17 protein-coding genes are annotated in these 14,997 nt (G+C 68.7%); 12 read left to right on the top strand and 5 right to left on the bottom strand.

Going from position 1 to position 14,997, the window contains the following annotated elements; all coding sequences use genetic code 11:
* Window positions 1-2: 2 nt before the first annotated feature.
* From urtE to ureG, 9 genes are all read left to right on the top strand, one after another.
* Complete coding sequence (urtE, locus tag AC3WQZ_RS16795; RefSeq protein WP_010809103.1) at window positions 3-695, top strand: urea ABC transporter ATP-binding subunit UrtE; 693 nt, start codon at window positions 3-5, stop codon at window positions 693-695.
* Between the two features lie 122 nt (window positions 696-817).
* On the top strand, window positions 818-1,687 hold the full coding sequence (locus AC3WQZ_RS16790) for an urease accessory protein UreD (RefSeq protein ID WP_439671479.1): 870 nt from the start codon (window positions 818-820) through the stop codon (window positions 1,685-1,687).
* A 44-nt stretch (window positions 1,688-1,731) separates the two neighbouring features.
* Window positions 1,732-2,034 (top strand): urease subunit gamma, encoded by a 303-nt coding sequence (locus AC3WQZ_RS16785; protein WP_010809101.1) that lies wholly within the window; start codon window positions 1,732-1,734, stop codon window positions 2,032-2,034.
* A gap of 54 nt (window positions 2,035-2,088) precedes the next feature.
* Window positions 2,089-2,700 (top strand): HupE/UreJ family protein, encoded by a 612-nt coding sequence (locus tag AC3WQZ_RS16780; RefSeq protein ID WP_010809100.1) that lies wholly within the window; start codon window positions 2,089-2,091, stop codon window positions 2,698-2,700.
* An 11-nt stretch (window positions 2,701-2,711) separates the two neighbouring features.
* Window positions 2,712-3,017, top strand: coding sequence for an urease subunit beta (locus AC3WQZ_RS16775; protein ID WP_011614866.1), 306 nt, complete (start codon window positions 2,712-2,714; stop codon window positions 3,015-3,017).
* On the top strand, window positions 3,014-4,732 hold the full coding sequence (ureC, locus tag AC3WQZ_RS16770) for an urease subunit alpha (RefSeq protein WP_305367557.1): 1,719 nt from the start codon (window positions 3,014-3,016) through the stop codon (window positions 4,730-4,732). The genes AC3WQZ_RS16775 and ureC overlap by 4 nt, the downstream gene beginning before the upstream one ends.
* Before the next feature lie 29 nt (window positions 4,733-4,761).
* Window positions 4,762-5,340 (top strand): urease accessory protein UreE, encoded by a 579-nt coding sequence (ureE, locus tag AC3WQZ_RS16765; RefSeq protein ID WP_492300904.1) that lies wholly within the window; start codon window positions 4,762-4,764, stop codon window positions 5,338-5,340.
* 121 nt (window positions 5,341-5,461) lie between these two features.
* Window positions 5,462-6,154 (top strand): urease accessory protein UreF, encoded by a 693-nt coding sequence (locus AC3WQZ_RS16760; RefSeq protein WP_010809096.1) that lies wholly within the window; start codon window positions 5,462-5,464, stop codon window positions 6,152-6,154.
* A gap of 14 nt (window positions 6,155-6,168) precedes the next feature.
* Window positions 6,169-6,798, top strand: a complete 630-nt coding sequence (gene ureG / locus AC3WQZ_RS16755) for an urease accessory protein UreG (protein ID WP_010809095.1) — start codon at window positions 6,169-6,171, stop codon at window positions 6,796-6,798.
* Here ureG and AC3WQZ_RS16750 read toward each other — a convergent pair.
* Complete coding sequence (locus AC3WQZ_RS16750) at window positions 6,795-7,235, bottom strand: helix-turn-helix domain-containing protein (RefSeq protein ID WP_011614870.1); 441 nt, start codon at window positions 7,233-7,235, stop codon at window positions 6,795-6,797. The two genes, ureG and AC3WQZ_RS16750, sit on opposite strands and share 4 nt — an antisense overlap.
* 265 nt (window positions 7,236-7,500) lie before the next feature.
* On the opposite strand from AC3WQZ_RS16750, the gene AC3WQZ_RS16745 reads away from it, so the two are divergent.
* A complete protein-coding gene (locus tag AC3WQZ_RS16745) occupies window positions 7,501-8,343 on the top strand; it encodes a hypothetical protein (protein ID WP_454749339.1) in 843 nt (280 codons plus the stop codon).
* Between the two features lie 50 nt (window positions 8,344-8,393).
* On the opposite strand, the gene AC3WQZ_RS16740 is transcribed toward AC3WQZ_RS16745, so the two are convergent.
* Both AC3WQZ_RS16740 and AC3WQZ_RS16735 read right to left on the bottom strand, forming a co-directional pair.
* Window positions 8,394-9,086, bottom strand: coding sequence for a glutathione binding-like protein (locus AC3WQZ_RS16740; protein WP_010809092.1), 693 nt, complete (start codon window positions 9,084-9,086; stop codon window positions 8,394-8,396).
* A gap of 157 nt (window positions 9,087-9,243) precedes the next feature.
* Window positions 9,244-10,506 carry an acyl-CoA dehydrogenase family protein gene (locus AC3WQZ_RS16735; protein WP_010809091.1) on the bottom strand — a complete coding sequence of 421 codons (1,263 nt, stop codon included), beginning with the start codon at window positions 10,504-10,506 and terminating at the stop codon, window positions 9,244-9,246.
* A gap of 189 nt (window positions 10,507-10,695) precedes the next feature.
* Between AC3WQZ_RS16735 and AC3WQZ_RS16730 the strand changes: the two genes are divergently transcribed.
* Together AC3WQZ_RS16730 and AC3WQZ_RS16725 are read left to right on the top strand one after the other, a co-directional pair.
* A complete protein-coding gene (locus AC3WQZ_RS16730) occupies window positions 10,696-11,634 on the top strand; it encodes a LysR family transcriptional regulator (RefSeq protein WP_010809090.1) in 939 nt (312 codons plus the stop codon).
* A 264-nt stretch (window positions 11,635-11,898) separates the two neighbouring features.
* Complete coding sequence (locus AC3WQZ_RS16725) at window positions 11,899-13,062, top strand: CAP domain-containing protein (RefSeq protein WP_492300902.1); 1,164 nt, start codon at window positions 11,899-11,901, stop codon at window positions 13,060-13,062.
* Between the two features lie 27 nt (window positions 13,063-13,089).
* Here the strand turns inward: AC3WQZ_RS16725 and AC3WQZ_RS16720 are convergent, their stop codons facing one another.
* Both AC3WQZ_RS16720 and AC3WQZ_RS16715 read right to left on the bottom strand, forming a co-directional pair.
* Window positions 13,090-14,304, bottom strand: a complete 1,215-nt coding sequence (locus AC3WQZ_RS16720; RefSeq protein ID WP_492300900.1) for a hypothetical protein — start codon at window positions 14,302-14,304, stop codon at window positions 13,090-13,092.
* Window positions 14,301-14,924 carry an RNA polymerase sigma factor gene (locus AC3WQZ_RS16715; protein ID WP_492298373.1) on the bottom strand — a complete coding sequence of 208 codons (624 nt, stop codon included), beginning with the start codon at window positions 14,922-14,924 and terminating at the stop codon, window positions 14,301-14,303. The genes AC3WQZ_RS16720 and AC3WQZ_RS16715 overlap by 4 nt, the downstream gene beginning before the upstream one ends.
* Window positions 14,925-14,997 lie beyond the last annotated feature (73 nt).

The raw sequence follows: 14,997 nt of genomic DNA, 5'->3' as shown, positions 1-14,997 counted from the left end.
GCATGCTGCAGGTCAATGCACTGAACCAGTTCTATGGCGGCAGCCATATCCTGCGCAATGTCAGCTTCGACGTGCCCGCCGGCAAGCTGACCACGCTGCTGGGCCGCAACGGCGTGGGCAAGAGTACGCTGCTCAAGTGCCTGATGGGCGTGGTGCCCACGCGCAGCGGCAGCATCCAATGGCAAGGGCAGGCGCTGGAGAAGAAGGCTCCGTATGAGCGCGTGTCCGCCGGGCTGGCCTATGTGCCGCAGGGCCGGGAGATCTTCCCGCGGCTGACGGTGGAAGAAAACCTGCTGATCGGCGCAGCCAGCCGGGCGCGGCCGTCCGGCGTGCCGGACCGGATCTACCAGTTGTTCCCGGTGCTGCGCACCATGCGCCTGCGCCGCGGCGGCGACCTGTCCGGCGGCCAGCAGCAGCAACTGGCGATCGGGCGCGCGCTGATGAGCGAGCCGGGCCTGCTGATCCTGGACGAGCCCACCGAGGGCATCCAGCCTTCCATCATCCAGGACATCGGCCGGGCGCTGCGCCTGCTGGTCGACGAGTTCGGCATGACGGTGCTGCTGGTCGAGCAGTACTACGAGTTCGCGCGGCATATTGCCGACCACTATGTCGTGATGAGCCGCGGCGAAGTGGTGGCGCGGGGTGCCGGCGCCAGCATGGAGCAGGACGGCGTGCGGGAGCTGATCGCCGTGTAGGGCGGCTGCGCGGCAGCGCCAGGATTTGTGGGTCATACGCTGCTTACGCGAAGCCAGGCAGCGCGCTATGATTGCTTGCAACTCCCGCCATTGCGCGCGCGCCTCCGCCGGCTGTCCTTGCCATGCGCCATCCCGATCTTCCTTCATCGCTCACCGTGCCCGCCGCATGGCAGGCCACCCTGCGGCTGCGCTTTGCGCAGCGCGGCGAACGCACCGCGCTGACCGAGCGGCGCCACCAGGGGCCGCTGCTGGTACAGAAGCCGCTGTACCCGGAAGGCGGCATCTGCCACGCGGTGATCCTGCATCCGCCGGCTGGCGTGGCAGGCGGCGACAGCCTGGATATCGACGTGACGGTCGAGGATGGCGCGCACGCCGTGCTGGCCACGCCGGGTGCCACCAAGTGGTACAAGTCGCTCGGCCGCGAGGCGGCGCAGCATGTGCGCCTGACGGTGGGCGCAGGCGCGCGGCTGGACTGGCTGCCGCAGGAGAACATCGTCTTCGACGACGCCCGTGCGCGGATTTCGACCGTGCTCGACGTCGCGCCCGGCGGCAGCGCGATCGGCTGGGATGCTGTGGTGCTGGGCCGGCAGGCATCCGGCGAGCAGTGGACCCGCGGCGCGCTGTGGCTGGATACCCGCGTCGGCACGGGCGAGCGTGCGTTGTGGATCGAGCAATCGCATCTTGAAGCCGAGTCGCCGCTGCGCACCGCGGTGGCCGGCCTCGATGGACTCAATGTGCTGGGCACGCTGTGGGCGGTAGGCGAGGGCGCGACGCAGGAACTGGCCGAAGCCCTGGCCGAACAGCTGCCTTATACGCCGGAGCTGCGCGCCGGCGTGACCTGCCTGGCCGCCAGCGGCCAGTCGATGCTGCTGCTGCGCGTGCTGGGCCGGCAGATGGAAGCCGTGCGCCACGTCATGGTCGACAGCTGGCAGGCGCTGCGCATGCCGATCCACGGTGTCGCGGCGCGGCCGCTGCGACTGTGGGCCACGTAGGCCGCCAACAGAGACAACCGAACACAAGAAACCAGGAACAAGAGATGGAACTGACGCCGCGAGAGAAAGACAAGCTGCTGATCTTCACCGCCGCGCTGCTGGCCGAGCGGCGCAAGGCACGCGGGCTGAAGCTGAACTACCCGGAAGCGGTGGCGCTGATCACCGCCGCCATCATGGAAGGCGCGCGCGATGGCCGCACCGTGGCCGAGCTGATGCATGAGGGCACCACCGTGCTGGGCCGCGAGGACGTGATGGATGGCGTGGCCGAGATGATCCCCGAGATCCAGGTGGAGGCCACCTTTCCGGATGGCACCAAGCTGGTGACCGTCCACCATCCCATTGTCTGAACATGACCGATTCCGATTCTGGACCGCGATAACAAGACCAACCCGAGAGCCGACATGAACCGTACCGCCTGCCTGCGCCTTGCCCTGGGCACTTCCCTGACCGTTGCCGCCGGCGCCGCGCTGGCGCATCCCGGCCACGATGCCGCCACCGTCAGCGCCAGCCTGTGGGCCGGCCTGGCGCACCCCTTCACCGGCGCCGACCATTTGCTGGCGATGGCGGCGGTGGGCGTGTGGAGCGCATTGATTGCCCGCTCGGCCGCCGACACCCTGCGCCTGCCGCTGGCCTTCGTGGCGCTGATGCTGGTGGGGGCTGCAATCGGCTTGTCCGGTGTGGCGCTGCCCGCAGTCGAACCGATGATCGCGGCCTCGTTGCTGGTGATCGGGTTGCTGCTGGCGCTGCGCGCGAAGCTGCCGGCGTGGGCCGGTACGCTGCTGGTCGGCGGCTTTGCCATCTTCCACGGCTACGCCCACGGGGCCGAACTGCCCGCCACTGCGGGCGCGCTGCCTGCGGTACTCGCATACGTAGGCGGGTTTGCGGCCGCCACCATGGCGCTGCACCTGCTGGGCATCGGCGCCGGCACGTTGCTGCGCCGCCATGCCGGCTGGCTGGCCCGCGCGGCAGGTGCCGGCGTGGCGCTGTATGGCGCCAGCCTGCTGGTGGCCTGAGGAGAATCGCCATGATCCCCGGTGAACTGATGCCCGCCGACGGCGAGATCGAACTGAATGCCGGCCGCGCCACGGTCAGCGTGACGGTGGCCAATACCGGCGACCGGCCGATCCAGGTCGGCTCGCACTTCCATTTCTACGAGACCAATGCGGCGCTGGCCTTTGACCGCGAAACCGCGCGCGGCTTCCGGCTGAATATTGCTGCCGGCACCGCGGTGCGCTTCGAGCCCGGTCAGACGCGCACGGTGGAACTGGTGGCGCTGGACGGCGACCGCATCGTCTATGGCTTCAACGGCAAGATCATGGGAGCGCTGTGATGGCAAAGATCTCCAGGCAGGCCTATGCCGAGATGTTCGGCCCGACCACCGGCGACCGCCTGCGGCTGGCCGATACCGGGCTCATCATCGAAGTCGAGAAAGACTTCACCATCTATGGCGAGGAAGTGAAGTTCGGCGGCGGCAAAGTGATCCGTGACGGCATGGGGCAGAGCCAGCGCATGGCCAGCGATTGCGTCGACACCGTCATCACCAATGCGCTGATCGTTGACCACTGGGGCATCGTCAAGGCCGATATCGGCCTGAAGGGCGGGCGCATCGCGGCGATCGGCAAGGCCGGCAATCCGGATATCCAGCCGGGCGTCACCATCGTGGTCGGGCCGGGCACCGAGGTGATCGCGGGCGAGGGCATGATCGTCACCGCAGGCGGCATCGACAGCCATATCCACTTCATTTGCCCGCAGCAGATCGAAGAGGCGCTGATGAGCGGCGTCACCACCATGATCGGCGGCGGCACCGGGCCGGCCACCGGCACCTTTGCCACCACCGTGACGCCGGGGCCGTGGTACATGGAGCGCATGCTGCAGGCAGCCGATGCCTACCCGATGAATATCGGCCTGCTGGGCAAGGGCAACGCCAGCCAGCAGGGGCCGCTCCTGGAGCAGGTGGAAGCGGGCGCCATCGGCCTGAAGCTGCACGAGGACTGGGGCACCACGCCGGCGGCGATCGACACCTGCCTGTCGGTGGCGGACGCGACCGATACCCAGGTGGCGATCCATACCGACACGCTCAACGAAGCCGGCTTCGTTGAAGCGACCATCGCCGCGTTCAAGGGCCGCACCATCCATACGTACCACACCGAAGGCGCGGGCGGCGGCCATGCGCCCGATATCATCAAGGTGTGCGGCGAGGCCAACGTGCTGCCGTCGTCGACCAACCCGACGCGCCCGTACACGGTCAACACGCTGGACGAGCACCTCGACATGCTGATGGTGTGCCACCACCTGGACCCGTCGATTGCCGAGGACATCGCCTTTGCCGAAAGCCGCATCCGCCGCGAGACCATCGCCGCCGAAGACATCCTGCACGACCTGGGCGCGTTCTCGATGATCTCCAGCGACTCGCAGGCGATGGGGCGCGTCGGCGAGGTCATCATCCGCACCTGGCAGACCGCGCACAAGATGGCGCTGCAGCGCGGCAAGCTGCCGGGCGATCCCAACGATGCGCGCGGCGGGCACGACAACTTCCGCGTCAAGCGCTATGTCGCCAAGTACACCATCAACCCGGCGCTGACGCATGGCATCGCTCATGAGGTGGGCTCGGTTGAAGTCGGCAAGTGGGCCGACCTGGTGTTGTGGCGTCCGGCGTTCTTCGGCGTCAAGCCCAGCCTGATCCTGAAGGGCGGCATGATTGCCGCGGCCGCGATGGGCGATCCCAATGCGTCGATCCCGACGCCGCAGCCGGTGCACTACCGGCCGATGTTTGCTTCGGCCGGCGGGGCGCTGCACCGTTCGTCGCTGACCTTTGTGTCGCAGGCGGCGCTGGCGGCCGGCATCGGCGAGCGCTACGGACTGGCCAAGACGCTGTCGGCGGTGCGCGGCACGCGCACGGTAAGCAAGCGCGACATGGTGCACAATGACTGGCAACCGCATGTCACGGTCGATCCGGAGACCTACCAGGTCGTTGCCGACGGCCAGTTGCTGACCTGCGAGCCCGCCACCGAGCTGCCCATGGCGCAGCGCTATTTCCTGTTCTGACTGGCCGGGGCCCGCGCCCCGCATCGCCCATGCTGAAGATCGACAAACTCCTGAGCGCCCCGCACGGCATCGCGCCCGTGCTGGTGCGCCGCGCGCCCAAGCTGGTCCTGCCCTTCGCCGAACGCAGCAGGAGCCGCCTGCGCGCGGTGCTCGACAACGGCGACGAAGCCGCGCTGTTCCTGGCGCGCGGCACCGTGCTGCGCGGCGGCGACCTGTTGGTGGCCGAAGACGGCAGCTTCGTGGAAGTGCAGGCCGCTGCCGAGGCGGTGCTGGAAGTGCGCGCGGAAGACCCGCATGCGCTGATGCGCGCGGCCTATCACCTCGGCAACCGCCATACGCCGGTGGAGATCGGGCGCGACTACCTGCGGCTGGAATATGACGCGGTGCTGGCGGACATGCTGCAACGGCTGGGCGTGCGCGCCGAACGTGCCGAGCTGCCGTTCGAGCCGGAGGCCGGGGCTTATGGCGGCGGGCACAAGCATGGGCACGATGCGACGTTTGCGGAGGACTATGCGGCGGCGCAGGCGGTGTTTCATGAGCATCATGGGCACTCGCACTCGCACTCGCACGATCACGTGCATGACGAGAAGTGTGGACATAAGCACTGAATTTTGCCCTGCAAGGTGGGTGCCGGACCATGCCAACCGATGAAGAACTGAACTCGCCGATACTCCCCTCTCCCGCTTGCGGGAGAGGGGAGCAAGCCATCGCTGAACCGGAGTCCGCGCCATGACGCAACTCCACCAGTTGATCTCACTGCTGCACCTCGCATCGCCATCGCTGCCAATCGGCGGCTTCAGCTATTCGCAAGGCCTGGAAGCTGCGATCGATTGTGGCAGCGTGCACGATGCGGCAAGCGCAGAACGATGGATCCGCGACAACCTGCTGCATGTGCAGGCGCAATGCGAAGCGCCGCTGTGGCTGCTGCTGCATCGCTGCTGGAAAGCGGGCGATGCCGCGCAGGTGCGGACATGGAACGACTGGTTCCGCGCCACGCGCGAGACTTCCGAGTTGCGGCTTGAGACCGAGCAGATGGGCTGGTCGCTGTCCAGGCTGATTGCGCAGATGGAGTGGGGCGCGCCCGTGCTGCGCGAGACGCTGGCGGCGCTGTCGCCGGTGTGCCTGCCGACTGCGTTCACTGCGGCATGCGTGGCGCTGCAGGTCGAGGCGCGCGACGGCCTCGCTGCCTATTGCTTCAACTGGGCCGAGAACCAGGTCGCCGCGGCGATCAAGGCGGTGCCGCTGGGCCAGGTGGCGGGGCAGCACATGCTGCGGCGCCTGCACTGCGCGGTGCTCGACACAGTCGATGAAGCCACGCGCCGCGCCGACACCACGCCGCCGCAACTTTCCACCTTTTCCCCGATGCTGGGCCTGCTTTCCGCGCGCCACGAAACGCAGTACTCCCGGCTGTTCCGATCCTGAACCCATATCGCACCATGACCCAGGCCCGTACCAAGAAGAACCCTCCGCTGCGCGTCGGCGTCGGCGGCCCGGTTGGCTCCGGCAAGACCACGCTGCTGGAAATGCTGTGCAAGGCGATGCGCGACCGCTACGACCTGGTTGCCATCACCAACGACATCTACACGAAGGAAGACCAGCGTCTCCTGACGGTCTCCGGCGCGTTGCCGGCGGAACGCATCATGGGCGTGGAAACGGGCGGATGTCCGCACACCGCGATCCGCGAGGACGCCTCGATCAACCTGGAGGCGGTGGACCGCATGCTGGCGCGCTTCCCGGATGCTGACGTGGTCTTCATCGAGTCCGGCGGCGACAACCTCGCTGCCACCTTCAGCCCAGAACTTTCTGATTTGACGATCTACGTCATCGACGTAGCCGGCGGTGAGAAGATTCCGAGAAAGGGTGGGCCGGGCATTACCAAGTCCGACTTGCTGGTGATCAACAAGACGGACCTGGCGCCATACGTCGGGGCATCGCTGGAAGTGATGGAGAGCGATGCGCGCAAGATGCGCGGCGCCCGGCCGTTCGTGATGGGCAGCGTCAAGTCCGGGCAGGGCCTGGACGAGGTGATCCGCTTTATCGAACGGCAGGGCATGCTGGGCGTCTAGTCTGCGCTGTCGCCCTTGGCATCGGATGCGGCGTTGGTGGCGTGAGTCAGCGACGGGCGGAAGCTGCCCTTGCCCGCCAGCGCCCGCGCCACCGCGGCCACCAGGTTCAGCTCGGGCTCGGTCAGCTCCGCCATATGGCGCACGGTGGCCTCGATCGCCGCGCGCTGGCGGTTGCCGAAGGGCGCGCGCGATTGTTCCACCTGCAGCTGGCTGGCGTCATGGCGGCTGAAGTCGAGCATCTCCGGGGTTGGCACGGCGAGCGTCTCGGCCAGCCTGCAGATGTTGGCGAGCGCCAGGTTGCGCTTGCCGCTTTCGATGCCGCTCAGGTATGAGCGCGACAGCCCGCTCTCAAGCGACAGGGTTTCCTGGGACCAGCCCCGCTGCTTGCGTAGCCAGGCAAGATGCAATCCGAATAGTCTGAGATTTCGAGAAGTCATGGGGTCGTGAAAGGTTCGGAGTGGTCTGAGGCTAAGGGTTTGACCTTGAGGCCACGACAACTTATCCTCTTCCTCACTATCGGTGTCCGACCCGCAAATTGAGGGGTGCGCCAGGCAAAATGGCGCGACACGATGGCATCAACCGGACGGCCTGCATGGCCGAGCCAAACGGGCCACTGCGCAATGCTGCGCGCAACGCTGTCATGCGTGCGCCGCACTGCGCGGACAGCCGCCTTGCGGCCTGTCGCCCTGCAGGGGGATTGCCATGCAGATCTTCACGCTGTTCGAGGCGCGGATGCGCGCCCTCCATGCCGACCGCCACGCGCCGTCGGACTTCATTCCCGGGTTCCAGTCACGCTTGCTTGCCGCTGCAGCCGGCCTCGGCAGCACCTGCGACTACGTCTTTCTCTGCGCCGGCGAGACCCAGGCTGAATTTGCCGCGGACCGCCATGAATGGTGGGGCTGCCTGCGCGGGGGCCTGCGGCTGTGGTCGCCCGGGCGCGGCTGCCTGCTGATGGGCGGCGGCGAGCTGTTTGCGCCGGCGCCAGGCGTACCGATGCAGGTGCAGGCGATGGTCGACACCATCCTGGTGCGCACCGTGCCGCAAGGGCCGGCCGATGCATCGCGGCCGGTGGTGCTGCCTGCGGGGTGGCACTGCGCGCTGGGCGGCATTGCCGCGGTCGGGGCCAATGGCGCCGAGGGGGTGGCGGGCATGCACGTGTTGCCGGCAGAGGTGGTGCGGGCCGAGGGCCCGCAGCCGGAGCAGGGCATGCGGCCGGAGTTCATCCAGCTGGACCAGTCGGGCGATGACTGGGCGCAGCGGCTGCAGGCGCGCGGGCTGCGCTGGGCGCTGTGCTACCGCGGCGCCATCGGCCTGCACTGGCATGGCGCGCTGGTGCGGGCCGGTGGGGACATGGCCTTCCTGCAGCCCGGCACGCTCTACGCGCCGGACCCGCACGAGTCATGCCGGCTCGACGTGCTGTTGCCGGGCACCGGCCTGCTGTGCTGCTTCGGGCCGGGCGATGACGTCGAGATTGGTGTTGCGGCGCGCGGCGGACGGCGCGCGGACGGGTATGCGATTGCGTGCCACGCGCTGGCGCCGACCTGATGCCAGGCGGGTCAGCCGGGGCCAGCGCCCCGGCCGCGGCAGTGCCGTGCTCAGTGCCGCTTGTATTGCGTGGCGCCGAACAGGACCTCGCGCGCCTTGTCGTCCTGCAGCGCCTTGCGCGCGCTGGCCAGCACTTCCACGCCGCGCTTGACCGCGGGGCGCTCGGCGATCTCGTTGAACCAGCGCTTCAGGTTCGGGTAGTCGTCCAGGTCCACGCCCTGGTTCTGCCAGCTGCGCAGCCACGGGAAGGTGGCGATGTCGGCGATGGTGTACTGCTCGCCGGCCAGGCAGGCGTGCTTTGACAACTGCGTGTCGATCACGCCGTACAGGCGCCTGGCCTCGTTGGTGTAGCGGTTGACCGCGTACTCGATCTTCTCGGGCGCGTACATGCGGAAGTGGTGCGCCTGGCCCAGCATCGGGCCCACGCCGCCCATCTGGAACATCAGCCACTGCAGCGCCTCGTACTTGCCGCGCACGTCCTCGGGCAGGAACTTGCCGGTCTTGCCGGCCAGGTAGAGCAGGATGGCGCCCGATTCGAACAGCGAGATCGGCTTGCCGTCCGGGCCGTCGGGGTCGACGATGGCCGGGATCTTGTTGTTGGGGCTGATCTTCAGGAAGTCCTCGCCGAACTGGTCGCCGGCGCCGATGTTGATCGGATGGACCTTGTACTCCAGGCCGCATTCTTCCAGCATGATGTGGACTTTGTGGCCGTTGGGCGTGGCCCAGGTGTAGACGTCGATCATCGCAAAAGATCTCCTGGATGCGATCGTTGGGGATGGCCACATCAACCACCGACGTGGCGAACCGGGCGATTTAAGCACAGAAGAAAAAAACGCGCAGACTGGCTGCGCGTTTTCCATACTGCCGGCAGGGCCGAAGCCCCGCGGCGTTGCCAGGCGGTCAGAACCCGCGTGCCACCGGCATCCTGATGTCGTCCGGGTTCAGGTTCATGTGCTTGGCCAGCTCCAGCTTGGCGATGGCGTTGCGGTGCACCTCGTCCGGGCCGTCGGCCAGGCGCAGCGTGCGCTGGTGCGCCCACCAGTTGGCCAGCGGGAAGTCGCTGGAGACGCCGGCGGCGCCATGGACCTGGATGGCCCAGTCGATCACCTTCAGCGCCACGTTGGGGGCGATCACCTTGATCATGGCGATCTCGGCCTTGGCCACCTTGTTGCCCACGGTGTCCATCATGTACGCGGCCTTGAGCGTCAGCAGGCGCGCCATCTCGATCTCGCAGCGGGCTTCGGCGATGCGTTCCTGCGTCACGCCCTGGCTGGACACCGGCTTGCCGAAGGCTACGCGCGACAGCGCGCGCTTGCACATCAGTTCCAGCGCGCGCTCGGCCACGCCGATGCTGCGCATGCAGTGGTGGATGCGGCCCGGGCCCAGGCGGCCCTGCGCGATCTCGAAGCCGCGGCCTTCGCCCAGCAGGATGTTCGAGGCCGGCACGCGCACGTTCTTCAGCTCGATCTCCATATGGCCGTGCGGCGCGTCGTCGTAGCCGAACACCGGCAGGAAGCGCTTGATGGTGATGCCCGGGGTATCGGCCGGCACCACGATCATCGACTGCTGCTCATGGCGGCCGGCGTCGGGATTGGTCTTGCCCATCACGATGTAGACCTTGCAGCGGGGGTCGCCCGCGCCCGACGACCACCACTTGGTGCCGTTGATCACATAGTGGTCGCCGTCGCGCTCGATGCGGCATTCGATATTGGTCGCGTCCGACGAGGCCACGGCCGGCTCGGTCATCAGGAAGGCCGAGCGGATCTCGCCGGCCAGCAGCGGCTCGAGCCACTTGTCCTTCAGTTCCTCGGAGGCATAGCGCTCCAGCGTCTCCATGTTGCCGGTGTCGGGGGCCGCGCAGTTGAAGACCTCGGCCGACCAGGGCACCCGGCCCATGATTTCGCACAGCGTGGCGTATTCCAGGTTCGACAGGCCCTGCGGGGCGCGCGGCGAGCGCGGCAGGAACAGGTTCCACAGGCCGGCCGCGCGTGCCAGCGGCTTCAGCTCCTCGATCACCTTGGTCGGCACCCAGGCGTTGCCGGCGCGGCGGTTGGCGTCGATCTCCGCGGCGAAACGCTTTTCGTTCGGGTAGATGTGCTGGTCGAAGAAGGCCAGCAGCTTGGCCTGCATTTCCTTGACCTTCGGGCTGTATTCGAAATCCATGTGGTCTCCTCGCTACGGAATCAGTGGATGCCGGGGTGGGCGGCGGCGCCTCGTTGGCCTCGGCAGGCCTCGGCATCAGTGCGGCATGGGCCGATGGAATGCACTCTATCTGAAAGCTGGTAATAAGAAAAATGAATTTTCTGGATTTGCCAGTATCAATTCCCTGCATTCCGTGACAGAATCCCCGGCATGCAGCTCTCCCGCATCGACCTGAATCTCTTCGTGGTGTTCGACGCCATCTACAGCGAAGGCAGCATCACCGCGGCCGCGCGCCAGCTCAACCTGACGCAGCCCGCGGTCAGCCATGCGCTGGGCCGGCTGCGCACGCTGTTCGACGACCCGCTGTTCGAGCGGCGCGGGCAGGGCATGGCGCCCACGCCGCTGGCGCGCTCGCTGGCCGCCGAGGTGCGCAGCGCGCTGCAATCGTTCGCGCGCACGCTGCAGGATACGCCGCACTTCGATCCCACCAATACCGTGCGGCGTTTCACTATCGGCATGCGCGACGCGCTGGAATCCACGCTGCTGCCGCCGCTGATGGCGCGTGTCACGGCAATGGCGCCGCAGGTGGAGATTGCCGCGATCCGCTTCGACCGCCGCGAGATGGAATCCGAGCTGCTGGCCGGCACGCTGGACGCCGCGCTGGACATCCTGCTGCCGGTCTCGCCCGCCATCCACCACGCGCCGTTCATGGCCGATCCGATGGTGGTGCTGGCGCGGCGCGACCATCCGCTGGTGAAGAAGGAACTGACGCTTGAGCGCTACCTCGCGGCCGAGCATGTGCACGTGTCGTCGCGCCGCCGCGGCGCCGGGCTGGAAGACCAGGCCCTGCATCGCATGGGCCTGACGCGGCGCGTGCGCCTGCGTTGCCAGCACTACGCGGCCGCGTGCCGCGTGGTCAGCTGCACCGACCTGCTGGCCACGCTGCCGCTGCGCTATGCGCGCATCGCCAATGAGCCCTATGCCAACCGCCTGCTGTCGCTGCCGTTCAAGGTGCCGTCGCTGGAACTGCACCTGTACTGGCATGCGGGCGGCGAAAACGACGGTGCCAACCGCTGGCTGCGCGAGCAGCTGATGGCGGTGATGGCCGCGCTCGGCACCGGCATGGCCGACGTGGCCGCCGCCAGCTAAGTGCCCTCGCGCCCGCACGGCGGGCACCGCAAGCGATCCCCGCGGCGCCCCGGTGCGGCGCGCGCGGGTCACACGTAAGGAATTGTTCATGGGCTAGACCCTGCCGGTCCGCGCCCATACCATCGTCCGGTCTTTCTGCCCCCGGCGCCGCCGCCGCGAGCCCGTGTCCACACGGTGCTGGCGATGGTTGCCGCGCCGGCTGTCCGCGCCTGCGGATCCCCCGGGGCAGGTTCCTTCCTCCGATGACCACGACGATTCAGAACGATGACCGGGAAACGCTTGCTTGCTGATCACCAACCCATGCCGCCGCGACGCGCGCGGCGCACCACGCTCGCCCTGACCACCCTTTGCGCTGCTGCGGCGCTGGCACTGTCCGCATGTGGCGGCGGTGGTGGCGATGGCGGCGGCGGTACTTCGTCGAACGCATCGCAAGCGAACGGGCAGGCCAGCGCGCCGTCCGGCTCTGGCTCGACCACGCCATCCACCGCAGGTGCCTGCTATACCGTCAGCGGCACGGCGCCGGCACCCGCGGCGGGCGGCGGCGTCTCGCTGCTGCCGGCGCGCGGCAGTGCAGTCAGCAATTACCGCGTGCTGGAAGAGCCGCGCACCGCCGGCCTGTGCTACGCCAACTATCGGCGCGAGCAGGTGGGCCTGCCGCCGCTGGCGGCACGCGATCCGCTCAATACCGTGGCGCAGAACCACACTGCCTACATGCTGGCCAACGCCACGCTGACGCACGACGAGACCAGCGGCAAGCCGGGCTATACCGGCGCCACGCCCAACGAGCGCATCCAGGCCGCCTATCCGACCAATGCCACCGCGGAAGTCGTGGCCGGTGCCAACCGCTGGACTTCGGTTGCCAATGCGCAGCTGTCGATGTCGCCCAAGGACGCGCTGGTGTCGGACCTGGTCAACGCGCCGTTCCACCGCGCCGCGCTGCTGGGCAGCTACGGCTCGGCCGGCAGCGGCTTTGCCGAGCGCGTGGGCCCTGATGGCAGCGGCACCTCGGCCAGCTACTACCAGACCATCGACCTGGCCGATGCATCGAAGGGCGGCAGCGACAGCCAGATGGTGGCCTACCCGTACAACGGCCAGGCCGACGTGCCGGCCAGCTGGGTCAACACCGAAAGCCCCAACCCCGCCCCAGGCTATGAGGGCAAGACCGTGGGCTATCCGGTTTCGCTGCAGGCCATCAACACCTCGCTGCAGTTCGATGCCGACAACTTCGTCATCACCGACGCGCAAGGCAACAATGTGAGCTGCCTCAAGGTCGACAGCCGTTCGTCGGGCCTCTCCAGCGCCGCACGCGGCCTGGCGATCTGCACGCCGGTGGCGCCGCTGGCCAGCCAGCAGCGCTACAGCGTGAGGGTTACCGGCCGGCTGGGTTCGCAGCCGGTGGACCTGAGCTGGTCGTTCACCACACGCTGACCCGCACTCGCCAGAACACCGGCGCGCTCATTGCGGCGCGCCGTGCCGCAGTTCGATGCGCACCTGGCCTGGGGCCAGCGTGCGGTCGGCCTGCACGGCAAATGGCACCGGCGGGCGTTGCGCCGCCGGCATCGACTGCCAGAGCCGTCCTGCCCATTCCCTGATTGCCTCACTGTCCGGTTCGGCCGCCAGCAGCGTGACCGATGCCGCCGCCGGCATGCGCGCAGCCGTGGCGGCGGGGTCGTCCTGGATCGACACGACCATGCTGGATGCGGTGTGCGCCGCAGGGGCGCGCGCGGCCGACATCGGTGGCCCTGCCTTGCGTGCAAAATCTGCCCGCGGCGCGGCCGCCGGCGGTGCCGCGGGTGCCGGCATTGCCGGCTGCGGGACTGCTTCTGCCATGGCCGGATACGCGGGAGCGGCCGGTGCGGCGGCCACGGCCGGCGCCTGGGCGGACAAGCTTTCGGTCGCTTGCGGCGGTGCTTGCGTGGCGGCCTCGCGTGGCGCCGTGCCCCCGGCCGTTGCCGACGCGCGGCTGCGCTGCCCGGCGTGCGCCGGGGCAGGCCGCTCTTCCCGCTGCGGGGCCGGGGCAGCCTTCGCGGCTGGCGGCGGATTTGCCGGCGTGGCCGTCCCGGGCTCCGCCGCAGCTTGCGGTGCGGGCGCTGCCGCCATCTCTGCGGCGGGTGCAGCGGCCGGGGCGGACACCTGTTCAGGCGCCGACGCCGGCAGCAGTGCGCCATCATCGATCTGCCGCAGCACGATGCTGGTGGTCAGCCCGGCCACTGCCGCGGCGCTGGCCACTAGCCCGAGCGAGCGCCACCACCGCCGCGCGCGCGCGGCGCGCGCTGCCATGGATTGCGTTGCGGTCCCTGTGGCCCGTGGTGTTGCCGCCTCAGCTGCCTGTGCCTGCAGCCACGCGCTGGCAGCGGCACCGACCGGGGCACCCAGGATCTCCGCTGCGGGCTCGCCTGACGCCACGCGTGCAAGCAGCGCATCGCGTCGCGCGGCCTGCGCCGCCTGCAGGCGCGCGGCTTCTTCCTGCACCGCCATGGCCAGCGTTGGCGGCGCGGCGAAGGGCAGGACCGCCGCGCCGGCCCGCTGGCGATCCTCCTCCTGTTGTGCCGCACGTGCGGCCGCGTGCACCGACTCTGCCAGCGCAGCGGACGGCGCGTAAGCGGGCAGCTCCCGCAGCAGCGCCGAAAGCCGGTCCTTGCCGTCGATAAAGCGGTCGGCCGCGTTCACGACGGCGTCTCCTGCGAGCCCGGCACGTTGCCGGCCAGGTCTGCGCGCAGGCGCGCGAACGCATAGCGCAGCCGGCTCTTCACCGTCTCGAACTTCTCGCCGAGCATCTGCGCAATCTCTTCGACGCTCATGTCGCTGAAGAAGCGCAGCACCACCACCTCGCGCTGGGCGACGGGCAGCTGCAGCAGCGCGCGATGCACGTGGTGCGCGTGCTGGCGCAACTGCAGCTCCGCTTCCGGCGACAGGTCGTCGGCCGGCATCTCCGCTGGCTGGTCGTCCAGCGCTTCGCGCTGGCGCGCATCGGCGCTGCGCACCTGGTCGAGCCAGGTATTGCGCGCAATCTGGAACAGGAAGGTGCGGAACGCCGCGTCCGGCTGGTAGTCGCCGCAGCGGGTCATCAGCTTGACCCAGGTCTTCTGCGCGATGTCTTCCGCTTCGCCGCGGTTGCCCTGGCACAGCCAGGCCACGTAGTTGTAGAGGCCGGCGTTATGGCGGCGGAACAGCTCGGTGACGGGCTGCTCGATGATGCCGCCCGCCACCAGCAGCATCAGGTCATGGTCGGGCAGCGCGGACAACGCGGCGCCGGGCGCGGCGGAAGGGACGGGGTCGGGTGCCTGCATGCGCCGGAGTATAGGAGAGCGCAAGGCGGCGCGACAGTCCGCCGCGCCGCCTTGCGCCGGCTCGCGGCCCGGG

It is taken from the genome of Cupriavidus sp. FW305-26, assembly GCF_058787975.1.
The sequence above is the reverse complement of the archived record's forward strand: the minus strand, read 5'-3'. Positions and strand labels throughout refer to the sequence as shown.